Annotated in this window: 12 protein-coding genes; 4 read left to right on the top strand and 8 right to left on the bottom strand. The window is 57.4% G+C overall.

Annotated features, from left to right (window positions below):
* On the bottom strand, nucleotides 1-384 hold a 384-nt coding region (locus CKO12_RS09060; RefSeq protein WP_200154416.1), incomplete at its 3' end, for a helix-turn-helix domain-containing protein.
* A gap of 193 nt (nucleotides 385-577) precedes the next feature.
* Here CKO12_RS09060 and CKO12_RS09055 point away from each other — a divergent pair.
* From CKO12_RS09055 to cysM, 4 genes are all read left to right on the top strand, one after another.
* On the top strand, nucleotides 578-1,408 hold the full coding sequence (locus tag CKO12_RS09055) for a methyltransferase domain-containing protein (protein WP_242466276.1): 831 nt from the start codon (nucleotides 578-580) through the stop codon (nucleotides 1,406-1,408).
* Nucleotides 1,399-2,382: a tRNA 5-methoxyuridine(34)/uridine 5-oxyacetic acid(34) synthase CmoB gene (gene cmoB / locus CKO12_RS09050; protein WP_200154414.1), complete on the top strand. Its 984-nt coding sequence runs from the start codon at nucleotides 1,399-1,401 to the stop codon at nucleotides 2,380-2,382. The genes CKO12_RS09055 and cmoB overlap by 10 nt, the downstream gene beginning before the upstream one ends.
* A 165-nt stretch (nucleotides 2,383-2,547) precedes the next feature.
* Nucleotides 2,548-5,586, top strand: a complete 3,039-nt coding sequence (locus CKO12_RS09045; protein ID WP_207146319.1) for a beta-propeller domain-containing protein — start codon at nucleotides 2,548-2,550, stop codon at nucleotides 5,584-5,586.
* Nucleotides 5,587-5,628: 42 nt separating this feature from the next.
* On the top strand, nucleotides 5,629-6,522 hold the full coding sequence (gene cysM / locus CKO12_RS09040) for a cysteine synthase CysM (protein ID WP_200154412.1): 894 nt from the start codon (nucleotides 5,629-5,631) through the stop codon (nucleotides 6,520-6,522).
* 221 nt (nucleotides 6,523-6,743) lie between these two features.
* Here cysM and vapC read toward each other — a convergent pair whose 3' ends face one another.
* The 7 genes from vapC to CKO12_RS09005 all read right to left on the bottom strand — a co-directional run bounded on the left by vapC (nucleotide 6,744) and on the right by CKO12_RS09005 (nucleotide 15,739).
* On the bottom strand, nucleotides 6,744-7,145 hold the full coding sequence (vapC, locus tag CKO12_RS09035) for a type II toxin-antitoxin system tRNA(fMet)-specific endonuclease VapC (RefSeq protein WP_200154411.1): 402 nt from the start codon (nucleotides 7,143-7,145) through the stop codon (nucleotides 6,744-6,746).
* Nucleotides 7,142-7,375 carry an antitoxin gene (locus tag CKO12_RS09030; RefSeq protein WP_200154410.1) on the bottom strand — a complete coding sequence of 78 codons (234 nt, stop codon included), beginning with the start codon at nucleotides 7,373-7,375 and terminating at the stop codon, nucleotides 7,142-7,144. Before CKO12_RS09030 ends, vapC begins: the two co-directional genes overlap by 4 nt.
* Before the next feature lie 72 nt (nucleotides 7,376-7,447).
* Nucleotides 7,448-8,890 carry a magnesium transporter gene (gene mgtE, locus CKO12_RS09025; RefSeq protein ID WP_200154409.1) on the bottom strand — a complete coding sequence of 481 codons (1,443 nt, stop codon included), beginning with the start codon at nucleotides 8,888-8,890 and terminating at the stop codon, nucleotides 7,448-7,450.
* A gap of 8 nt (nucleotides 8,891-8,898) precedes the next feature.
* Nucleotides 8,899-10,335, bottom strand: coding sequence for a GTPase/DUF3482 domain-containing protein (locus CKO12_RS09020; RefSeq protein WP_200154408.1), 1,437 nt, complete (start codon nucleotides 10,333-10,335; stop codon nucleotides 8,899-8,901).
* Entirely contained in the window at nucleotides 10,335-12,731 is a 2,397-nt protein-coding gene (locus CKO12_RS09015) for a DUF2868 domain-containing protein (RefSeq protein ID WP_200154407.1), read from the bottom strand. The genes CKO12_RS09020 and CKO12_RS09015 overlap by 1 nt, the downstream gene beginning before the upstream one ends.
* Nucleotides 12,732-12,737: 6 nt before the next feature.
* Nucleotides 12,738-14,390 carry a methyl-accepting chemotaxis protein gene (locus CKO12_RS09010; RefSeq protein WP_200154406.1) on the bottom strand — a complete coding sequence of 551 codons (1,653 nt, stop codon included), beginning with the start codon at nucleotides 14,388-14,390 and terminating at the stop codon, nucleotides 12,738-12,740.
* Nucleotides 14,391-14,440: 50 nt separating this feature from the next.
* Entirely contained in the window at nucleotides 14,441-15,739 is a 1,299-nt protein-coding gene (locus tag CKO12_RS09005; protein WP_200154405.1) for an adenylosuccinate synthase, read from the bottom strand.
* Between the last annotated feature and the right edge of the window lie 31 nt (nucleotides 15,740-15,770).

Below are 15,770 nucleotides of genomic sequence, written 5' to 3'. Positions count from 1 at the left end.
TAGAATCCTTGCCACCTGTGACAGAGAGAGTTTAACATGCCACACTTGTTCAATTAGATTAGAGACTTCTTCTGTTAACCAGTTAGGCTTTTTTGAAAGCATGGTTTTTAGTTTTTCTAAGTCATCATCACTTAGTTTAGGAGGACGTCCAGAAGGTTTATCAGATTTGTGGAAGGGAGATACAATTCCTTCATAACCATGTTCGTTCCACATCCGAATCCAGACGTAAGCGGTCGATTTTGCAACTGCAAAAAGAACGCACGCTTTATCTAAATCATAAGACAAATTTTTTAAGTTATTCAGAAAAGCAAGTCTATACTTAACTGAACTGTCTTCTTCACGTCTTAAGAAATTCAAAAGTTGGTCTTCGTTGCACAGTTTCACTGTCGTAAGCTCCTACATTTTCTCTTATAGTATAGTATGTTTTGCGGATAACTATAAAACCACCGCAATTGTTATAGCAATCGTCCATTCAAACCCCAGCCCGTTAATATCCTCATTGAGTGCTGAATTGATTTTCCGGCATTCATTCCGATTGCAAGGCATTCATTGAGCACGCTGCGCTGGCGGCAATCTGATGACGGCAGCGCCGCATCAACCCATAATTAGCGCCATGAATACTGAACCAGACAACTTATTTGATAGCGCCGCAGCGCCGGTGCGCCCCTTTCGTTTTGATGCGGAAGTGGCGCGAGTTTTTCCCGACATGGTGCGCCGCTCAGTGCCGGGCTACGCCGAAATGGTCGAATTCACTGGCTTGCTGGCGCGGCGCTTGGTGCCAGCAGATGGCGTGTGTTACGACCTCGGTTGCTCGCTCGGCGCAGTCACGGAAGCCATCGTGCGGCAAACGCCCGCTTCGGTGCGGGTGATCGCGGTGGACAACGCGCCAGCGATGATCGCCAAACTCACTGCGCAGATTAAATCCCCCCCAGCCCCCCTTTTTCAAAGGGGGGAGGAAGATGAAGAGCCCCCCTTAGAAAAAGGGGGGCTGGGGGGATTTGAAACCCGCATCACGCCCATCTGCGCCGACGCAGAAACCGTCCCGATTCACGATGCCGCGCTGGTGGTGCTCAATCTCACCCTGCAATTCATCGCCCCAGAACGGCGGCTGGCGCTGCTGGAGCGGATTCACGCCGGCTTGATTCCGAGCGGCGCGTTGATTTTAGTGGAGAAAATCGCGCTGCCGAATGATCGCGGCGGCGCGTTATTGACCGAGCTTCACGCCGATTTCAAACGGGCGCACGGTTACAGCGAGCTGGCCATCAGCGGCAAACGCGCCGCGCTGGAACAGGTGCTCATTCCCGATCAGATTGAAATCCACGCGCAGCGCCTGACCGCAGCCGGTTTTACGGGCATCACGCGCTGGTATCAAAGCCTGAATTTTGTCGCGTGGCTCGCATGGAAATAACTGAATTTCAAACGTTTTTTGCGCGACTGCGCAGTACAGCGTTGGCGGAATGGGGCGCAGCGTTGGCAGCCGCAACCGCTGCCCGCGTCAACACTGGAGCGCACGGCGATTTAGCACGTTGGGAGCTGGCGCTCGCTGCCTTGCCGATGATCGCGCCAGACACGATTGCATTGAACTGCGCCAGCGTCGGTTGCCAGCCCGCGCAGCCCCTCGCGCCCGACCTCGCGCAGCGCCTGCACGACACCTTGCAGCGGCTGCATCCTTGGCGCAAAGGGCCGTTTTCCATTCACGGCGTGGACATCGACACCGAATGGCGCTCGGATTGGAAATGGGAGCGGCTCGCCAACGCGATTGCGCCGTTATCAGGGCGGCTGGTGCTGGATGTCGGCTGCGGCAATGGTTATCACGGTTGGCGGATGCTCGGCGCAGACGCGGCGCTGGTGCTGGGAATTGATCCGACGCTGTTGTTTGTGATGCAATTTTTGGCGATTAACCGTTATCTTCAGCGCGATGAATTGGCGGTGTTGCCGTTGGCGCTGGAGGATTTACCGCCACTGCTGACTGGCTTTGATACCGTCTTTTCAATGGGCGTGCTGTATCACCGCCGTTCGCCACTCGATCATCTCGACGCGCTGCGCCGACTGTTGCGTCCGGGCGGCGAGCTGGTGCTGGAAACGTTGGTGATTGACGGCGATGCGCAACAGGCGCTGGTGCCGCCGGGGCGCTATGCTGGAATGCGCAACGTCTGGTTTATTCCGAGCGTGGCCGCCCTGATTTTATGGTTGACGCGCTGCGGTTTTCAGCGGGTGCAGGTGGTGGATGTCAGTCGCACCACTGTTGATGAGCAACGGACGACGGCGTGGATGCGCTTTCAATCGCTCGCCGATCAGCTTGATCCGACAGATGGACGCCGTACTTGTGAAGGATTACCCGCGCCGCTGCGGGCGATTATAATTGCGGAGCGGGTGAATTGAATTTTTAATTGTCAGTTGTCAGTTATCAGTGAAATGCGCCGCCAGCATATGGCGCACAGTTTAATTGAGCTATTCAGCATTTTTTCTATAGCGGAGGTTGTGATGATCGCGTTGTTACGCTGGTTTTTTCTCTTATTCTTTTTAATCATTGCGCCCCAAATCGCGATGACTGCGCCCGTTTTGAATGTCAATTCACAACGCTTAACTGTTGACGTGCGCGGCACCATCGCCATCGTCAAGGTGCCCGCTGGCATTCGCCAAGTCACGCTCGAACGCATCCAAACCGGCACTTGGCAGCCGCTCGCCGTGCGCCATCTCACCACCAGCAGCGTGACGCGCAGCGTGCAGTTCGTCGTGCCCGCCGACACCAAAGTCTCGCAACTGCGCGGCACCGGCTATCGCACCGCTAAATTTCCCAGCCGCATTACCAGCGCCAGCCGTGATTTTTCGCGCCCCGGCTTGGGTCAAGATGTCAGCACGCTGGACACGCTCGCTCCCGTGGCAGATGGCGCAGCACCAGAACCGGCTCCGGTGGGCGATGGCGATAAAACCACCGTCGTCGAATCCGACATCTGGAAAATCGTCGGCTCTCAACTCTTTTTCTTCAATCAATATCGCGGCTTACAGGTGTTTGATCTCACCAATCCTGCCGCACCACGTCGCACCGGCACCGTGCGGCTGGCAGCCAGCGGCGAGCAGTTTTATGTGCTGGATGCTGCCGGCACGCAGTTGGCATTGTTGGGACGTTCCAACGCGGCTGATCGCGCCGGTGCCGCTACTATTTTTGTGCTGAAAGTCACCGCCGGAGTGCCGAGCGTGGTCACGGAAGTGCCGTTGGCGGGCACGGTCAGCGACAGCCGTTTGATCGGCACCATGCTGTATGTCATGGCGACGGAATACGTTGAAACTGCTGACAATTGGCAGCCCGTCACCCGTTTATATGCCCTTGATCTCAGCGTCCCGACTGCGCCAGTGACTCGCGCCAGCGTGACTTTGAACGGCACCGGTATGGCGTTGCAGGCGGCCGGCGGTCAGTTGCTGCTGACGACCGATCACTACGACGACAGCAGTTGGCGGGCGACCTCGCAGTTGCATCTGTTTGATCTCGCTGCTGACGGGACGCCGCTGGAGCGCAAAACCTTGGCGCTGAAAGGGCAGGTCACGGACAAATTCAAATTGAGCGTGGTCGGCAGCGCGGCGGTGGCGACCAGTTTGGTGTGGCAAAACGAGCGGCTGGAGACGTGGATTGAGACCTTCCCGTTGGCGGGGACGACGACCGCTGCGCTGGCGCAGTTGGAATTGGTGGCAGCACGCGGTGAGCAATTACACGCCACGCGCTATGATGGCAACCGCTTGTATGTCGTCACTTTTTTTAATACTGATCCGCTGTTTGTGGTTGATTTGACTGATCCAGCAGCACCGCAGTTATCGGGCGCGTTGGAGATTCCCGGCTGGTCAACGTACATCGAGCCGCTCGGCGACCGCTTGCTGACGGTCGGCGTTGAGGATGGGCGCGTAGCGGTGTCGCTGTTCAATGTGGCGGATGCGACCGCGCCGACGCTGTTATCGCGGCTGGCGCTGGGCGAGGAAGGCAGTTGGAGCTGGAGCGAGGCGAATTATGACGAGAAGGCGGTGGGCTATTTCCCCGACGCTGGCATCGTGTTGGTGCCGTTTCAAAATTACACGGCTGCTGGCGCAGAAATCAAAGCTATTCAAGCAATTGCGGTGGGGCGCGATGCGCTGACGACCGAGGCGCTGCTCGTCCACGATTTTGAACCTCGGCGCGGCGCGGTGGTGGGTGAGTATTTCGTGTCGATTTCGGGGCAGGAATTGCAGATTTTGAATCGGACGACGGGCGCAATGGCGGCAGAAGTGGTGCTGGCGTGGACGACGGATCGGGTGCTGGCGGTCGGCAATTATTTACTGCAATTGGAGGACGGCGGCTGCAATTCGGGCGGGTTGTATTGGCGCGGCTGGAGCTGCGGCAGCACGGCGGCGACGGCGCGGATCACGCCCACCAGCGATCTGGATGATTTGGTGGCGACGATTGAGCTGGGCGCAGGTCGCATCGTGGGCAGCGCCAGCCGCAATCAACGCCTGTATTTAGCGCAGTTGGTGAGCGCAGATGACACGCAGCCGGCGCGATTACGCACGTCGATTTTTGATCTAACGGCGTTGCCAAAGCTGCCGCTGCTGACGACGGTGGAACACGCGCTCGCGGACGTGTCGGAATGGGATTTGAACTTGGCGGCGGCGCAGTTGCTGTGGATTAACGATGCGACGCTGGCTTGGCAGGTGCCGACACAGCAACGCTGGGGCTGGTGGGATTGGGGCATCGCTTACGGCGCAAAAACTGCGCAGCGCGATGTGGCAGATGAGACGACGAGCGCGACGTTGGCGGCGCTGGTGTGCCCGCTGCGCAATCTCACCACCACGCCGGTGGCCGGTGCGGTGCTGCGGCTCACGACGAGCGAGAGTTTCCGCAGTGCGGCGCCAGCAGTGGCACAAAACGGGCTGCTGTTGTTTAGCGTTGACACCGCCGAGGTGAGCGATGTGCCGGTGCCGATGCCGGCGCGTCCGCTGGTGGCGGATGCGATTTGGCAGCCGACGGAAACGCTGCACTCGTGGCTGCAAGTAGTTGATTTTAATGGTTCGATCCCGGTGGTGCGGACGCCAGTGTCGATTCCGGGCACGTTGGTGGGCGTCGATCAGGTGGACGCGCAGGGCGCAATTCTCATCACCAACAGTGAGCAATGGGTGGAAACCAGCGGGCAAAGCAAGCGCAGTGTGCAGGCGGTGGCGTATGACGGCAGCAGCGCGTATTTGCTGGATCAAGTGGCGGTGACGGGGGCGCTGACGGCGAGCAACGGGGCGCTGGTGGTGGTGACGACTGACACGGGTGCGCAGGCGCTGCGTTATGACGCGCTGACTGGGCGGCTGGTGAAGACGGACAGTTGGAAGTTGACGGAGACGCCGTACAGTTTGGCGTGGGTGAATGCGCGGCTGTTGGCGAGTGGCTCGGGCTGGCTGGCGCAGGCGACGGTCACGGCGACGGGTCAATTCACGGCGACTGCGACCTACACCACGCCGACCAATGTCTGGTTCCAACTCGCACCGACGGCGCTAACGACGGAGTCGATTTATCTTCCGGCGGGGGCGTATGGAGTGGTGAGTTGTCAGGTGACAGGTGGCAGTTGTCAGTGAGCGTTACACTATTGGGCAATGTCATTTTAGGAACAGCCGTCCATGTCATTTCTTACGCTTGAACAATGCGTTGGCAATACGCCGTTGGTGCAATTGCGCCATTTGCCCGGCGTCACCGATAACCTGCTGCTTGCCAAGTTGGAAGGCAATAATCCGGCCGGGTCGGTGAAGGATCGCCCGGCGCTCAACATGATTTGCGGCGCGGAGGCTCGCGGCACGATTCAACCCGGGGCGCTGTTGATTGAAGCCACCAGCGGCAATACCGGCATTGCGTTGGCGATGGCGGCGGCGCTCAAAGGGTATCGGATGCGGCTGATTATGCCGGAGCACATGAGCGCGGAACGGCGCGGGGTGATGGCGAGTTTTGGGGCGGAGCTGGTGTTGACGCCCAAAGCTGGTGGCATGGAAGCGGCGATTGATCTGGCGCTGGAGATGGAAGCGGCGGGCGAGGGGGTGCGGCTGGATCAATTTTCCAATCCCGATAATCCAGCGGCGCATTACGCCACGACGGGACCGGAGATTTGGCAGGCAACCAGCGGGCGGGTGACGCATTTTGTGAGCGCGATGGGCACGACTGGCACCATCGTGGGCACTGGTCGTTATTTGCGTGAGCACAATCCGAGTGTGCAAATTATCGGGGTGCAGCCAGAGGATGGCGCACAAATTGCGGGTATTCGGCGCTGGCCGGCGGCGTATGTGCCGCGCATTTACGATCCGACGGTTGTCAATCGCATTCTCGACGTTAGCCAAACGGAGGCGGAGCAGATGACGCGAGCATTGGCGGCGCAAGAAGGGATTTTTGCGGGAGTGTCGTCGGGCGGAGCGCTGGCGGCGGCGCTGCGCTTGTCAGCAGAAGTGCAACATGCGGTGATTGTGGTGATTATTTGTGATCGCGGTGATCGTTATTTATCAACGGGCTTGTTCTCAACGACATAATTGCGAGTGCCGCACATTAAAAAAAGCCGCCAGAATTGGCGGCTTTTTATTGGCGTTAATTATAGAAATGCGTAATTGATTTTTTAATGATTGGGTGTTTTTTGAAATTATGCTCAGTGAATACTTTGTTTGCCTGTCATTTGTAATCGTTTTATGCTGAATCAACTATAAGATTTCGCCAATAAGCGGGCAATGGAAAACTAGTTTTGATGAGCATGGCACTATCCGACAGCGACCCAGTTATCGAGCTGCAAACCCGGCACCTTGGCAAACTCGCGGGTGTTGTTCGTCACCAGCACGGAGTTTTGACTCAGTGCGTGCGCAGCAATCATGGTGTCCAGTGCGCCAATGGGCGTGCCACAACGTTCCAGTTCAGCGCGCAAATCACCGTAAACCCAAACCGCCGCCGTATCGAACGGCAAAATCGTCAATGGCGCGAGAAACAGCTCCAGTGCTTGTCGATTGCGTACCGAACCGCTTTTAGCTACCCCAAACGCCAGTTCCGCCGCCACCACGCTGCACAGCCCAATGTCGCCCAGCCGATACTGCTGAAAACGCGCCAGTACCGCTGGTGGCTTGGCGTTGATGATGTAAATGCAGATGTTGGTATCAAGCAGGATCATGGAACGATGTCGGCGCGACACTGCGCATCGGGTTGTTCCCGCGTCAAGACAAAGCCGGGTTCAAAGATCGCTAGACCAGCTTCAAGTGTTTGCCAAGGATTATCTATCGGTAGCAAGAGCACACCATTACCAAAACGCTGCACCGCTACCTCGGTACCGGCAAAACGATACGCTTTAGGGAGTCGAACAGCTTGACTGCGACCTGATTGAAAAAGACGTGCGGTATCCATACGAAACTCCAACGTAGATGATGATCAATGATAGATACCACCACACAAATCCTGCCAACTGCTAAAAAACTCTCACAATAAAAACAGCGTCGCCAAACCTAGAAAAATGAAAAATCCACCCGCATCAGTGAGCGCCGTCATTAACACCGAACCACCCAATGCCGGATCGCGCCCAAACTGTTGCCGCAATAACGGAATCAACACCCCGGCGCTCGCCGCCAACAGCAAATTGAGCGTCATCGCCGCCGTCATCACCATTCCCAGCTCCGGATTGCGATATAGCCACCACGCAATCACGCCCACCACGCCGCCCCACACCACGCCGTTAATCAACGCTACGCTCAACTCTTTGCGCAGCAGCCGCCACAGCGCCGTCGGCTCCACCTGTCCCATCGCAATCGCCCGCACAATCATCGTCAACGTCTGATTACCCGCATTGCCGCCGATTCCCGCCACAATCGGCATCAACGCCGCCAGTGCCACCAATTTTTCAATCGACCCCTCAAACACATCAATCACCCGCGACGCCACAAATGCCGTCACCAAATTGAGCGCCAGCCACGCCCAGCGGTTTTTGAGCGATTGCACCACCGAAGCAAAAATATCCTCCTCCTCGCGCAGCCCCGCCTGACTCAAAATCTCCGCGTCAGATTCCTCCCGAATCTGATCCACCATATCCGCCACCGTCACCCGTCCCACCACCCGCCGCTCCGCATCCAACACCGGCACCGACACCAGATCGTAGCGTTCAAACACTTTCGCCGCCCCGCCCGCGTCATCTTCGGGCGCAAAGGTCACGAGCGATTTCACCTTCATCACTTCCGACACCAGCCGCTCTAAATCGTTGATTAACAACGCTTCCAGCGTCAACACGCCGCGCAGCCGCTCTTCCCGATCCACCACAAACAATTTATCCGTGTGATCCGGCAGCGCCTCAAAACGCCGCAGATACCGGAGCACCACTTCTAGCGTCACATCCTCGCGCACCGTCACCATGTCGAAATCCATCAGCGCCCCCACGCTGTCTTCGGGATACGACATCGCCGCGTGAACCTGCTCGCGCTCCTCCTGATCAAGCGCCGCCAACACATCGCGCATCACCTCCGGCGGCACATCCGCTGCCAAATCCGCCAATTCGTCGATGTCAAGCGACTCCATCGCCGCCTTGATTTCGTCCGAATCCATGCTTTCCAGCAGCGTCATCCGCACCGCATCTGACACTTCCAGCAAAATCTCGCCGTCTTTATCAGCGCGAACCAAATCCCACACAAAGCGCCGTTCTTGCAGCGGCAGCGCCTCTAAAATGCACGCAATATCAGCAGGATGCAGCCGATCAAGTTTACGGCGCAGACGGGCGAGGTTTTGTTTATGCGTGATCGACTCAACCAGCGCCTGCTGCGGCATCTGCTGCCGATGCACCAGCGTTTCCACCACCTGCTGGCGCGACAACAGCTCTTGGATGTCGTGCAGATGGCGGTGCAGCGCGTCGGGATCGTGGGTTTTGTGTTCAGTCATCGGCGGTGCTACAGCGCATTGCGGCTATCAATTTCACTTAACGCCACGCCGCGCAACACCTCTTTGATGATCTTGCGACACAGCTCGGCACTCTCCACCTCGCGTCCGCGCCGCGCTGCTGCAAAAAACCGTCCCAGCTCGCGCTGTTGAGCACTCGTCAATTCTTCCGTAAAACCTTGTTTCGTGATGACTTTCTCCGGCACCCGATCTGCCGCATCTTCATCAGCCGCTTGACGACCGTGCGCCCAATTCATGGCGCGGGCGCTGTACAAAATGCTGCGATCCAACAACACAAACGGAAAACGCGGATTGGACACCGGGCCGATGGTGAAGCGATGCGTGCCCGGCGCACGTTCAATATCAAACTTCGCCAACGCCTTGCCGCCGACCATGCCCAACACGCCGCCCGCTGCCGCGCCAAAAAAGGCACCAGCGCCGAGTGAATGTCCGGCAGTCGCTAAATCCAAGGTCACGCCCGACGCCGCCCCCGCCGCCATGCCCACCAACGCCAACTGCCGCCGTGACAAACCCAAAGTTTGCTCCACTTCTTCCGACAGCAAATCTTGATTAAGAATGGAATCCGAAGCGAAGGTTTTAACGTTATGGCGAAAATGAACCCGCAATTGCGCCTGCGCTGCGATTTCAAGCTGGCGCAATCCTTCTTCAAATTCCGCCGTGAGTTCTGCTTTAACGCGATTGCGGTCGCTTTGAAATACGAGTTTGTGATCGCTTACCGCCTTTGACACGCGATACGACAGCGCAATTCGCAATAATTCCAAAATCGTCCCCGCTGCCAATTCAGTGCGGCGCTCCCAATCGCGCACAAAAGCATCCACCGCACCTTCCACCAATAGCTCCCAACGCTGATCAATACTTTTCAACGCATTCAGTAATTTAATGCGTTCCGAATACGTCGCCCGATGTGCATTGAATTCGCGCACCGAATTAAACGCCAAGTTCAAAGCCTTCTGCCAGTCGATCATATAGCGATGTTGATTGGTTAAATTATTCAAAATTGCCATGCGTGGACGCCCGGTCAGCCGCAGCAATTCAATTTCCACCCGATCTTTTTCTTTAATCCGTTTCGAGCCATCAACTACTAAAATAATGCCAGCACCTTCGGCGACCGGTTCTAATAACGCGCAATCGTGCGCAAATAACGGATTCGCGCGATGTGCAGCAACAAATGCCCGCGCCAGATCGCGTTGTCCATCATTCGCTTGGAACCATTCCAGAATTGCGTTGGGATTTTGAAAGCCCGGCGTATCAATGAATTCAATCACCGTTTCACCATCAATCACGACCGGATACACATCCGACTCGGTGGTCGTGCCCGCCCGTTTATCAATGCTGACTTGATCGTTTTCCGTCAACGTCGCCACCACCGAGGATTTACCCGCGTTCGGGTGCCCCATGATTGCCAAACGTGGAATCTTCGCCGCCATCAATCTTCTCCATCGCTGGGCGGAGCCAGCATTTCCAAACGCAAATAAGGGTCAGCCATTTGATCGACTTTGCGCTGCCAATCGGTGTAATCAAAAGCGCGTAATGGCGGCAAACGGTCGTCATCTTGCGGATCGCCGACCAGCGCCAGCAGCATTTGCGCTTGCGTCCCGGCGGCGGCGCGGAGATCGCGCAACAGCAACAGATTTTCCGTGATTGGCGGCTGCGAACCGTCCTGAATTAAGGCGATACGCGGCGGCGGCGCATCCCAAATGCCACCATCTAATAATTCAAGCGCCTTCATCGTCATCGCGCTGCCAGCGCCAACGGTCGCATACGCGCCAATACGCCAGCCAGTCAATTGCAATAACAGTTGTTCCAAACGCGGGCGATCTTCCGGCTCCAATACGTCGTCAACGTCAACATGTACCAATAGCAAACAAGCATCAGGTGAAAAATGCGTTGCTTCATCACTCCCTCTCAGCTCCTCTTTTTCTAATGGAGGAGCAAGCGGAAGTTCAATTTCAATCACCGGCTCCGGCGCAGCGGGCAATTCAACAATTGGCTCCGGCGCAATTTCAATTATCGGTTCTGGCGCAGCCGGCAATTCAACAATTGGCTGCGGTGCAATTTCAATTACCGGCTCCGGCGCAGTTGGTAATTCAACAATTGGTTCCGGTGCAATTTCAATCACCGGTTCCGGCGCAGTCGGCAATTCAACAACTGGCTCTGGCGCAATTTCAATTATCGGTTCTGGCGCAGTTGGTAATTCAACAATTGGCTCCGGTGCAATTTCAATGACCGGTTCCGGCGCAGTTGGCAATTCAACAATTGGCTCCGGTGCAATTTCAATGACCGGCTCCGGCGCAGTCGGCAATTCAACAATTGGCTCTGGCGCAATTAAAAGCCCCCCTTTGGAAAAGGGGGGTTGGGGGGATTTATCAATCGGCAGTTGCGGCGCATCTTTTAATTCAACAATTGGCTCCGGTGCAATTGCAGGTACCGCCTCAATCCCCCCCAACCCCCCTTTTTCCAAGGGGGGCGCAAGCAGAGGTTGCGACGATTGATCAATCGGCGGCTGCGGCACAATTACGGGCACCTTTTCCCGCCAAGGTCGCACGCTCGGCGGCGGCTTCTCACCAGTCAGCGGCCCAATCAAACCAGCGCGGCGACTGTGCGGCGTCAGCGGTGCCGGAATCGGCATCTCCACGCCCGGCACCATCACCGCCGCCGTCGTCTCCACCAACGGCGTCAGCATCCGCGCATATAACGCCTGACTGCGCCCGTGCGTGAAGGTCAGCCGCGCCAGCGCCAGCCGCTGCATCAGCACCGATAAACCCAATAAAATCAAGCGCGGCAGCAGCCCGTAAGTGAATACCGCCAGCACCAAAAACCACCGCCACGAGCGCAAATGCTCAGGATTCGGATGAAATGCCGGCGTCGCGTTCGCCCACTGCTCCAAATAAATCCGCGAGCCTTCAATCTGCGCCAGCGTCGGATAGCCCACGCCCTCGCCAAAAATCCCGCTCCAAGGTAAAGCAATCGCGTGAGCCAGATCGTGAATCGTCTGCGGATGCGCGATCAGCGACGTGCTCCAACCAAACGCCAAATCAGTGAACCATTCCAACAGAATGGTCGTCCCAATCACGCCTACATTGAACGCCACGCCAAACACCTGCGCCGGAATCAACAGCGGGAAATACGCCACCGAGCCGTAAATCGTGAACTGCGCTTGCAGCAGCCCGTGTCGCGCCAGCACCCGCTCGCGCACATCCGCCGTTGTCGCAGTCAGACGCTGGCGCTGTAACCACTGCGCCGCTCGCGTCAACAGCGGTTGCAACACCAGCGCCAATAAACCACTGCTGGGCGCTGTCGCCGCATCCCGCCGCAGTGACTGTCGCAGCCATGCCCAGATCGCCGTCACCACGAACAACAACTGCACCAGCACCAGCACCAGCACATAATTTGACACGCTAATCGGCAGCCGACCGTCATAACTCAGCAGTGCTGACGCCAACCCCACGCCCAATAACAAGCCACCTCCCGCCAATGCCACCGTGCCCAAGCGTTGCGCACTGTCAAACGCAGCGCCCGGCAACAGCGGCGTCAACTGCGGGTCTTCCGCATTGCGCCGCGCCGTCAGCCAGCGTCGCAAACTCAAGCGGCGATGGGCGGTGGTGTGCGGTTGCGCTTTGACGGGTGCCAACTCCGGCGCGATGTGCTCGATGTAGAGCACCCGATCACGTTGCGCCAAGGTTTTACGAGCGGCAGGTTGCTCACGCAACTGCGCGTCATCCTCAGCAAGATAGTTTTCAAAATCAATGAGATCGCTGCTTGTCCAGTCAGCGCGTCGCACTTCGGAACGCTGTAGCAGCGCGGAAAAACGGGGGAATTTCATCGACGCTTACACCTTGAAATGTGCCAAACCATGACGCAGCGCCTGTGCATACGACACCAAATCCGCCCGTGCGTGCGCAGTTTTATGATTGGCGACGGACGCATGATCGGCAAGCGTTTGAATGCGCGTGGTATTGCGGCTGATTTCCTCAGTGACCGCAATTTGTTCATCGGTCGCGGTGGCAATTTGCGTCGTCATCGCGTTAATCCGTCCCACTGCCTGCGTGATCTCCGTCAACGACTGGCTGGCTTGCGCCGATTTTTGCAACGTCGTCTCCACCATCCCGCGCCCATGCTGCATCACGCCAACCACCGTGCGCGTGCTGGTCTGCAACGCCGCGATCATCGCCTCAATTTCGCCGGTCGATTGCTGCGTCCGCGACGCCAGATTGCGCACTTCCGCCGCCACCACCGCAAAACCGCGTCCACTTTCACCCGCTCGCGCCGCCTCAATCGCCGCATTGAGCGCCAGCAAACTGGTTTGCTCGGCGATGCTTTTAATCACCTCCAACACTGCACCGATGCGCGTCGTGTCGGATTCCAGCGCCGCAATTGCCGTCACTGCTTTTTCAACAATTTCAGCCAGTTGTTGAATTGCAGCCGCAGCTTCGCTCACCACTCGCGCCCCGCTGCGCACACCCTCATCCGCCGCCTGCGCACTGTCAGCCGCTTGCGCAGTGTTATTGGCGACCTCGTTGGCAGTCGCCGTCATTTCGTGCATCGCCGTTGCAACCAACTGAATTTGATCGACTTGCTGCATGACCGCCTGATCGCTATCGGTCGCAATGTGCGCCAGATGTTCGGCAGCGGCATCGACCTGTTCGGCGGCCTGCACCGTTTGCACGACCGATTCCTGCAAATGCGCCAGAAACCGATTAAACACTCGCGCCAATTGTCCGATTTCGTTGGTGCGCTCTTCTGGCAACCGCGCCGTCAAATCACCCTCACCCTCAGTAATATCTTGAATCCGCAACACAATCTGGCGCAGCGGCTGCACAATCAACGGCGGCACAACCAACATCATCAACACCAGCACCGCCAAGCCCACGCCCAACAACGTCAGGGTTTGCATCCGGCTGGCGCTCACCGCCGCCTCGGTGCGCTCGGCAGCGGTCTGCGCGATCTCAATCACGATGCCTTCAAGCTGATCCAACACGTCTCGCGTTTGGTCAAACGCCTCTCGCGCCTGCCCCAAAGTGAGCGTGATCGCAGCCTGATTGCCCGTATTTCGCGCCGCCACCGCCTGACGGCTCAACGTTTCCCAGCGCCGGAAATTGTCATTAAAGACGCTGATTTTGCTGCTAATTCCTTCCACTTGGGCGAGATGACTAGCAGCAATTTTTGCCGCAGCGCGTCCGGTGCGTTCTCGCGCTTGCCCGATGTTTTCATCATTTTGCGCGACCAATTTGCTCGCCAGCGGCGAATTCGCCTCGGCAAATAGCAACGTCCGTTCTGCCACCAGCGCCTGATATAAATCCCGATCCGCTTCTAATAAATCGACAATCACCGGCATATCAGTTTTTGTTAAATCGGCAATCTCTGCGCCGAGCGTATTCACTTGCCGCCAAGTGCTCCACGCAAACAGCGCAAATAGCACCGCCAATAATGCCAGCGGCAGGATCAATTGATAACGGAAAGCAAGATTATGAAACCATTTCATTTGAAACCCCGCCGCTTGAATTAAAAGCTGATGCTGATGCGATTCATCAGTTACACATCAAATGGATGCCGCCGAATGAGCGTCTCATTACGATCAGGCCCGGTTGAAATAATATCAATTGGGACGCCGCTTAATTCTTCAATCTTGTCTAAATATGCCCGCGCATTTGCTGGCAACTCTGCCCAGGTCGTCACGCCAAAGGTCGATTCTGACCAGCCCGGGCATTCCAAATAACGCGGCTGGCAACGGGCGAAATCATCGGCACCGACCGGCGGTGCAGCCAATTCAGTGCCGTCGTCCATGACGTAGCTGGTGCAGATTTTCACCGTGTCTAAACCGTCCAATACGTCCAATTTGGTGATGCAAATTCCGGTCACGCTGTTGAGCACAAACGAGCGGCGCAGCGCCACCATGTCCAGCCAGCCGCAGCGCCGTTTGCGTCCGGTGGTCGCGCCAAACTCGTTGCCGCGCTCGCCGAGCCGGTCGCCAACTGCGTCGAATAATTCGGTCGGAAATGGCCCCGCGCCGACGCGAGTGGTGTAGGCCTTGACGATGCCGAGGACGTAATCCAAATCACGCGGCCCGACGCCGCTGCCGCTCGCCGCGCCGCCAGCGGTGGTGGTGGACGAGGTGACATACGGATAAGTGCCGTGATCAATGTCGAGCAGTGCGCCCTGTGCGCCTTCAAACAAGATGTCGTGACCGTGCTGGCGCAGCTCGTGCAGCAAGCCGGGCACATCAACCACCAGCGGGCGCAGCGCCTCGGCGTGACCGAGTGCTTCATCCAGCACGGCTTGATAATCGACTGGCGCGACTTTGAAATAATGCTCCAGCGCAAAGTTATGATAATCAAGCACTTCGCGCAGCCGCTCGGCAAAATGTGCGGCGTTGAGCAATTCACCCAGCCGAATGCCGCGCCGCGAGATTTTGTCTTCATACGCCGGCCCAATGCCGCGTCCGGTCGTGCCAATCGCTTTAGCTCCCCGCGCCAGCTCGCGAGCCTGATCCAGCGCGATGTGATACGGCAAAATCAAGGCGCAGGCGGCGCTGATGCCGAGCCGCTCCCGCGCTGGCACTCCGGCTTTTTCCAACATCGCCAATTCTTCAAACAGCGCCGCCGGTGAGAGCACCACGCCGTTGCCGATCAAGCAGCGCACGTTCTCGCGCAGCACGCCGGAAGGCACCAGATGCAGCACAGTTTTAACGCCGTTGATGACCAGCGTGTGCCCGGCGTTGTGGCCGCCTTGAAAGCGCACCACCGCCGCTGCCCGATCTGTGAGCAAGTCAACGACCTTGCCCTTGCCCTCGTCGCCCCACTGAGCACCAATGACTACCACGTTATTGCCCATCGCTTGCGCCTTCCTAAAATGTCGGTTGAAT

It is taken from the genome of Chromatium okenii (genome assembly GCF_016583745.1).
Lineage (GTDB): Bacteria > Pseudomonadota > Gammaproteobacteria > Chromatiales > Chromatiaceae > Chromatium > Chromatium okenii.
This window is presented reverse-complemented; position numbering and strand designations above follow the sequence as displayed.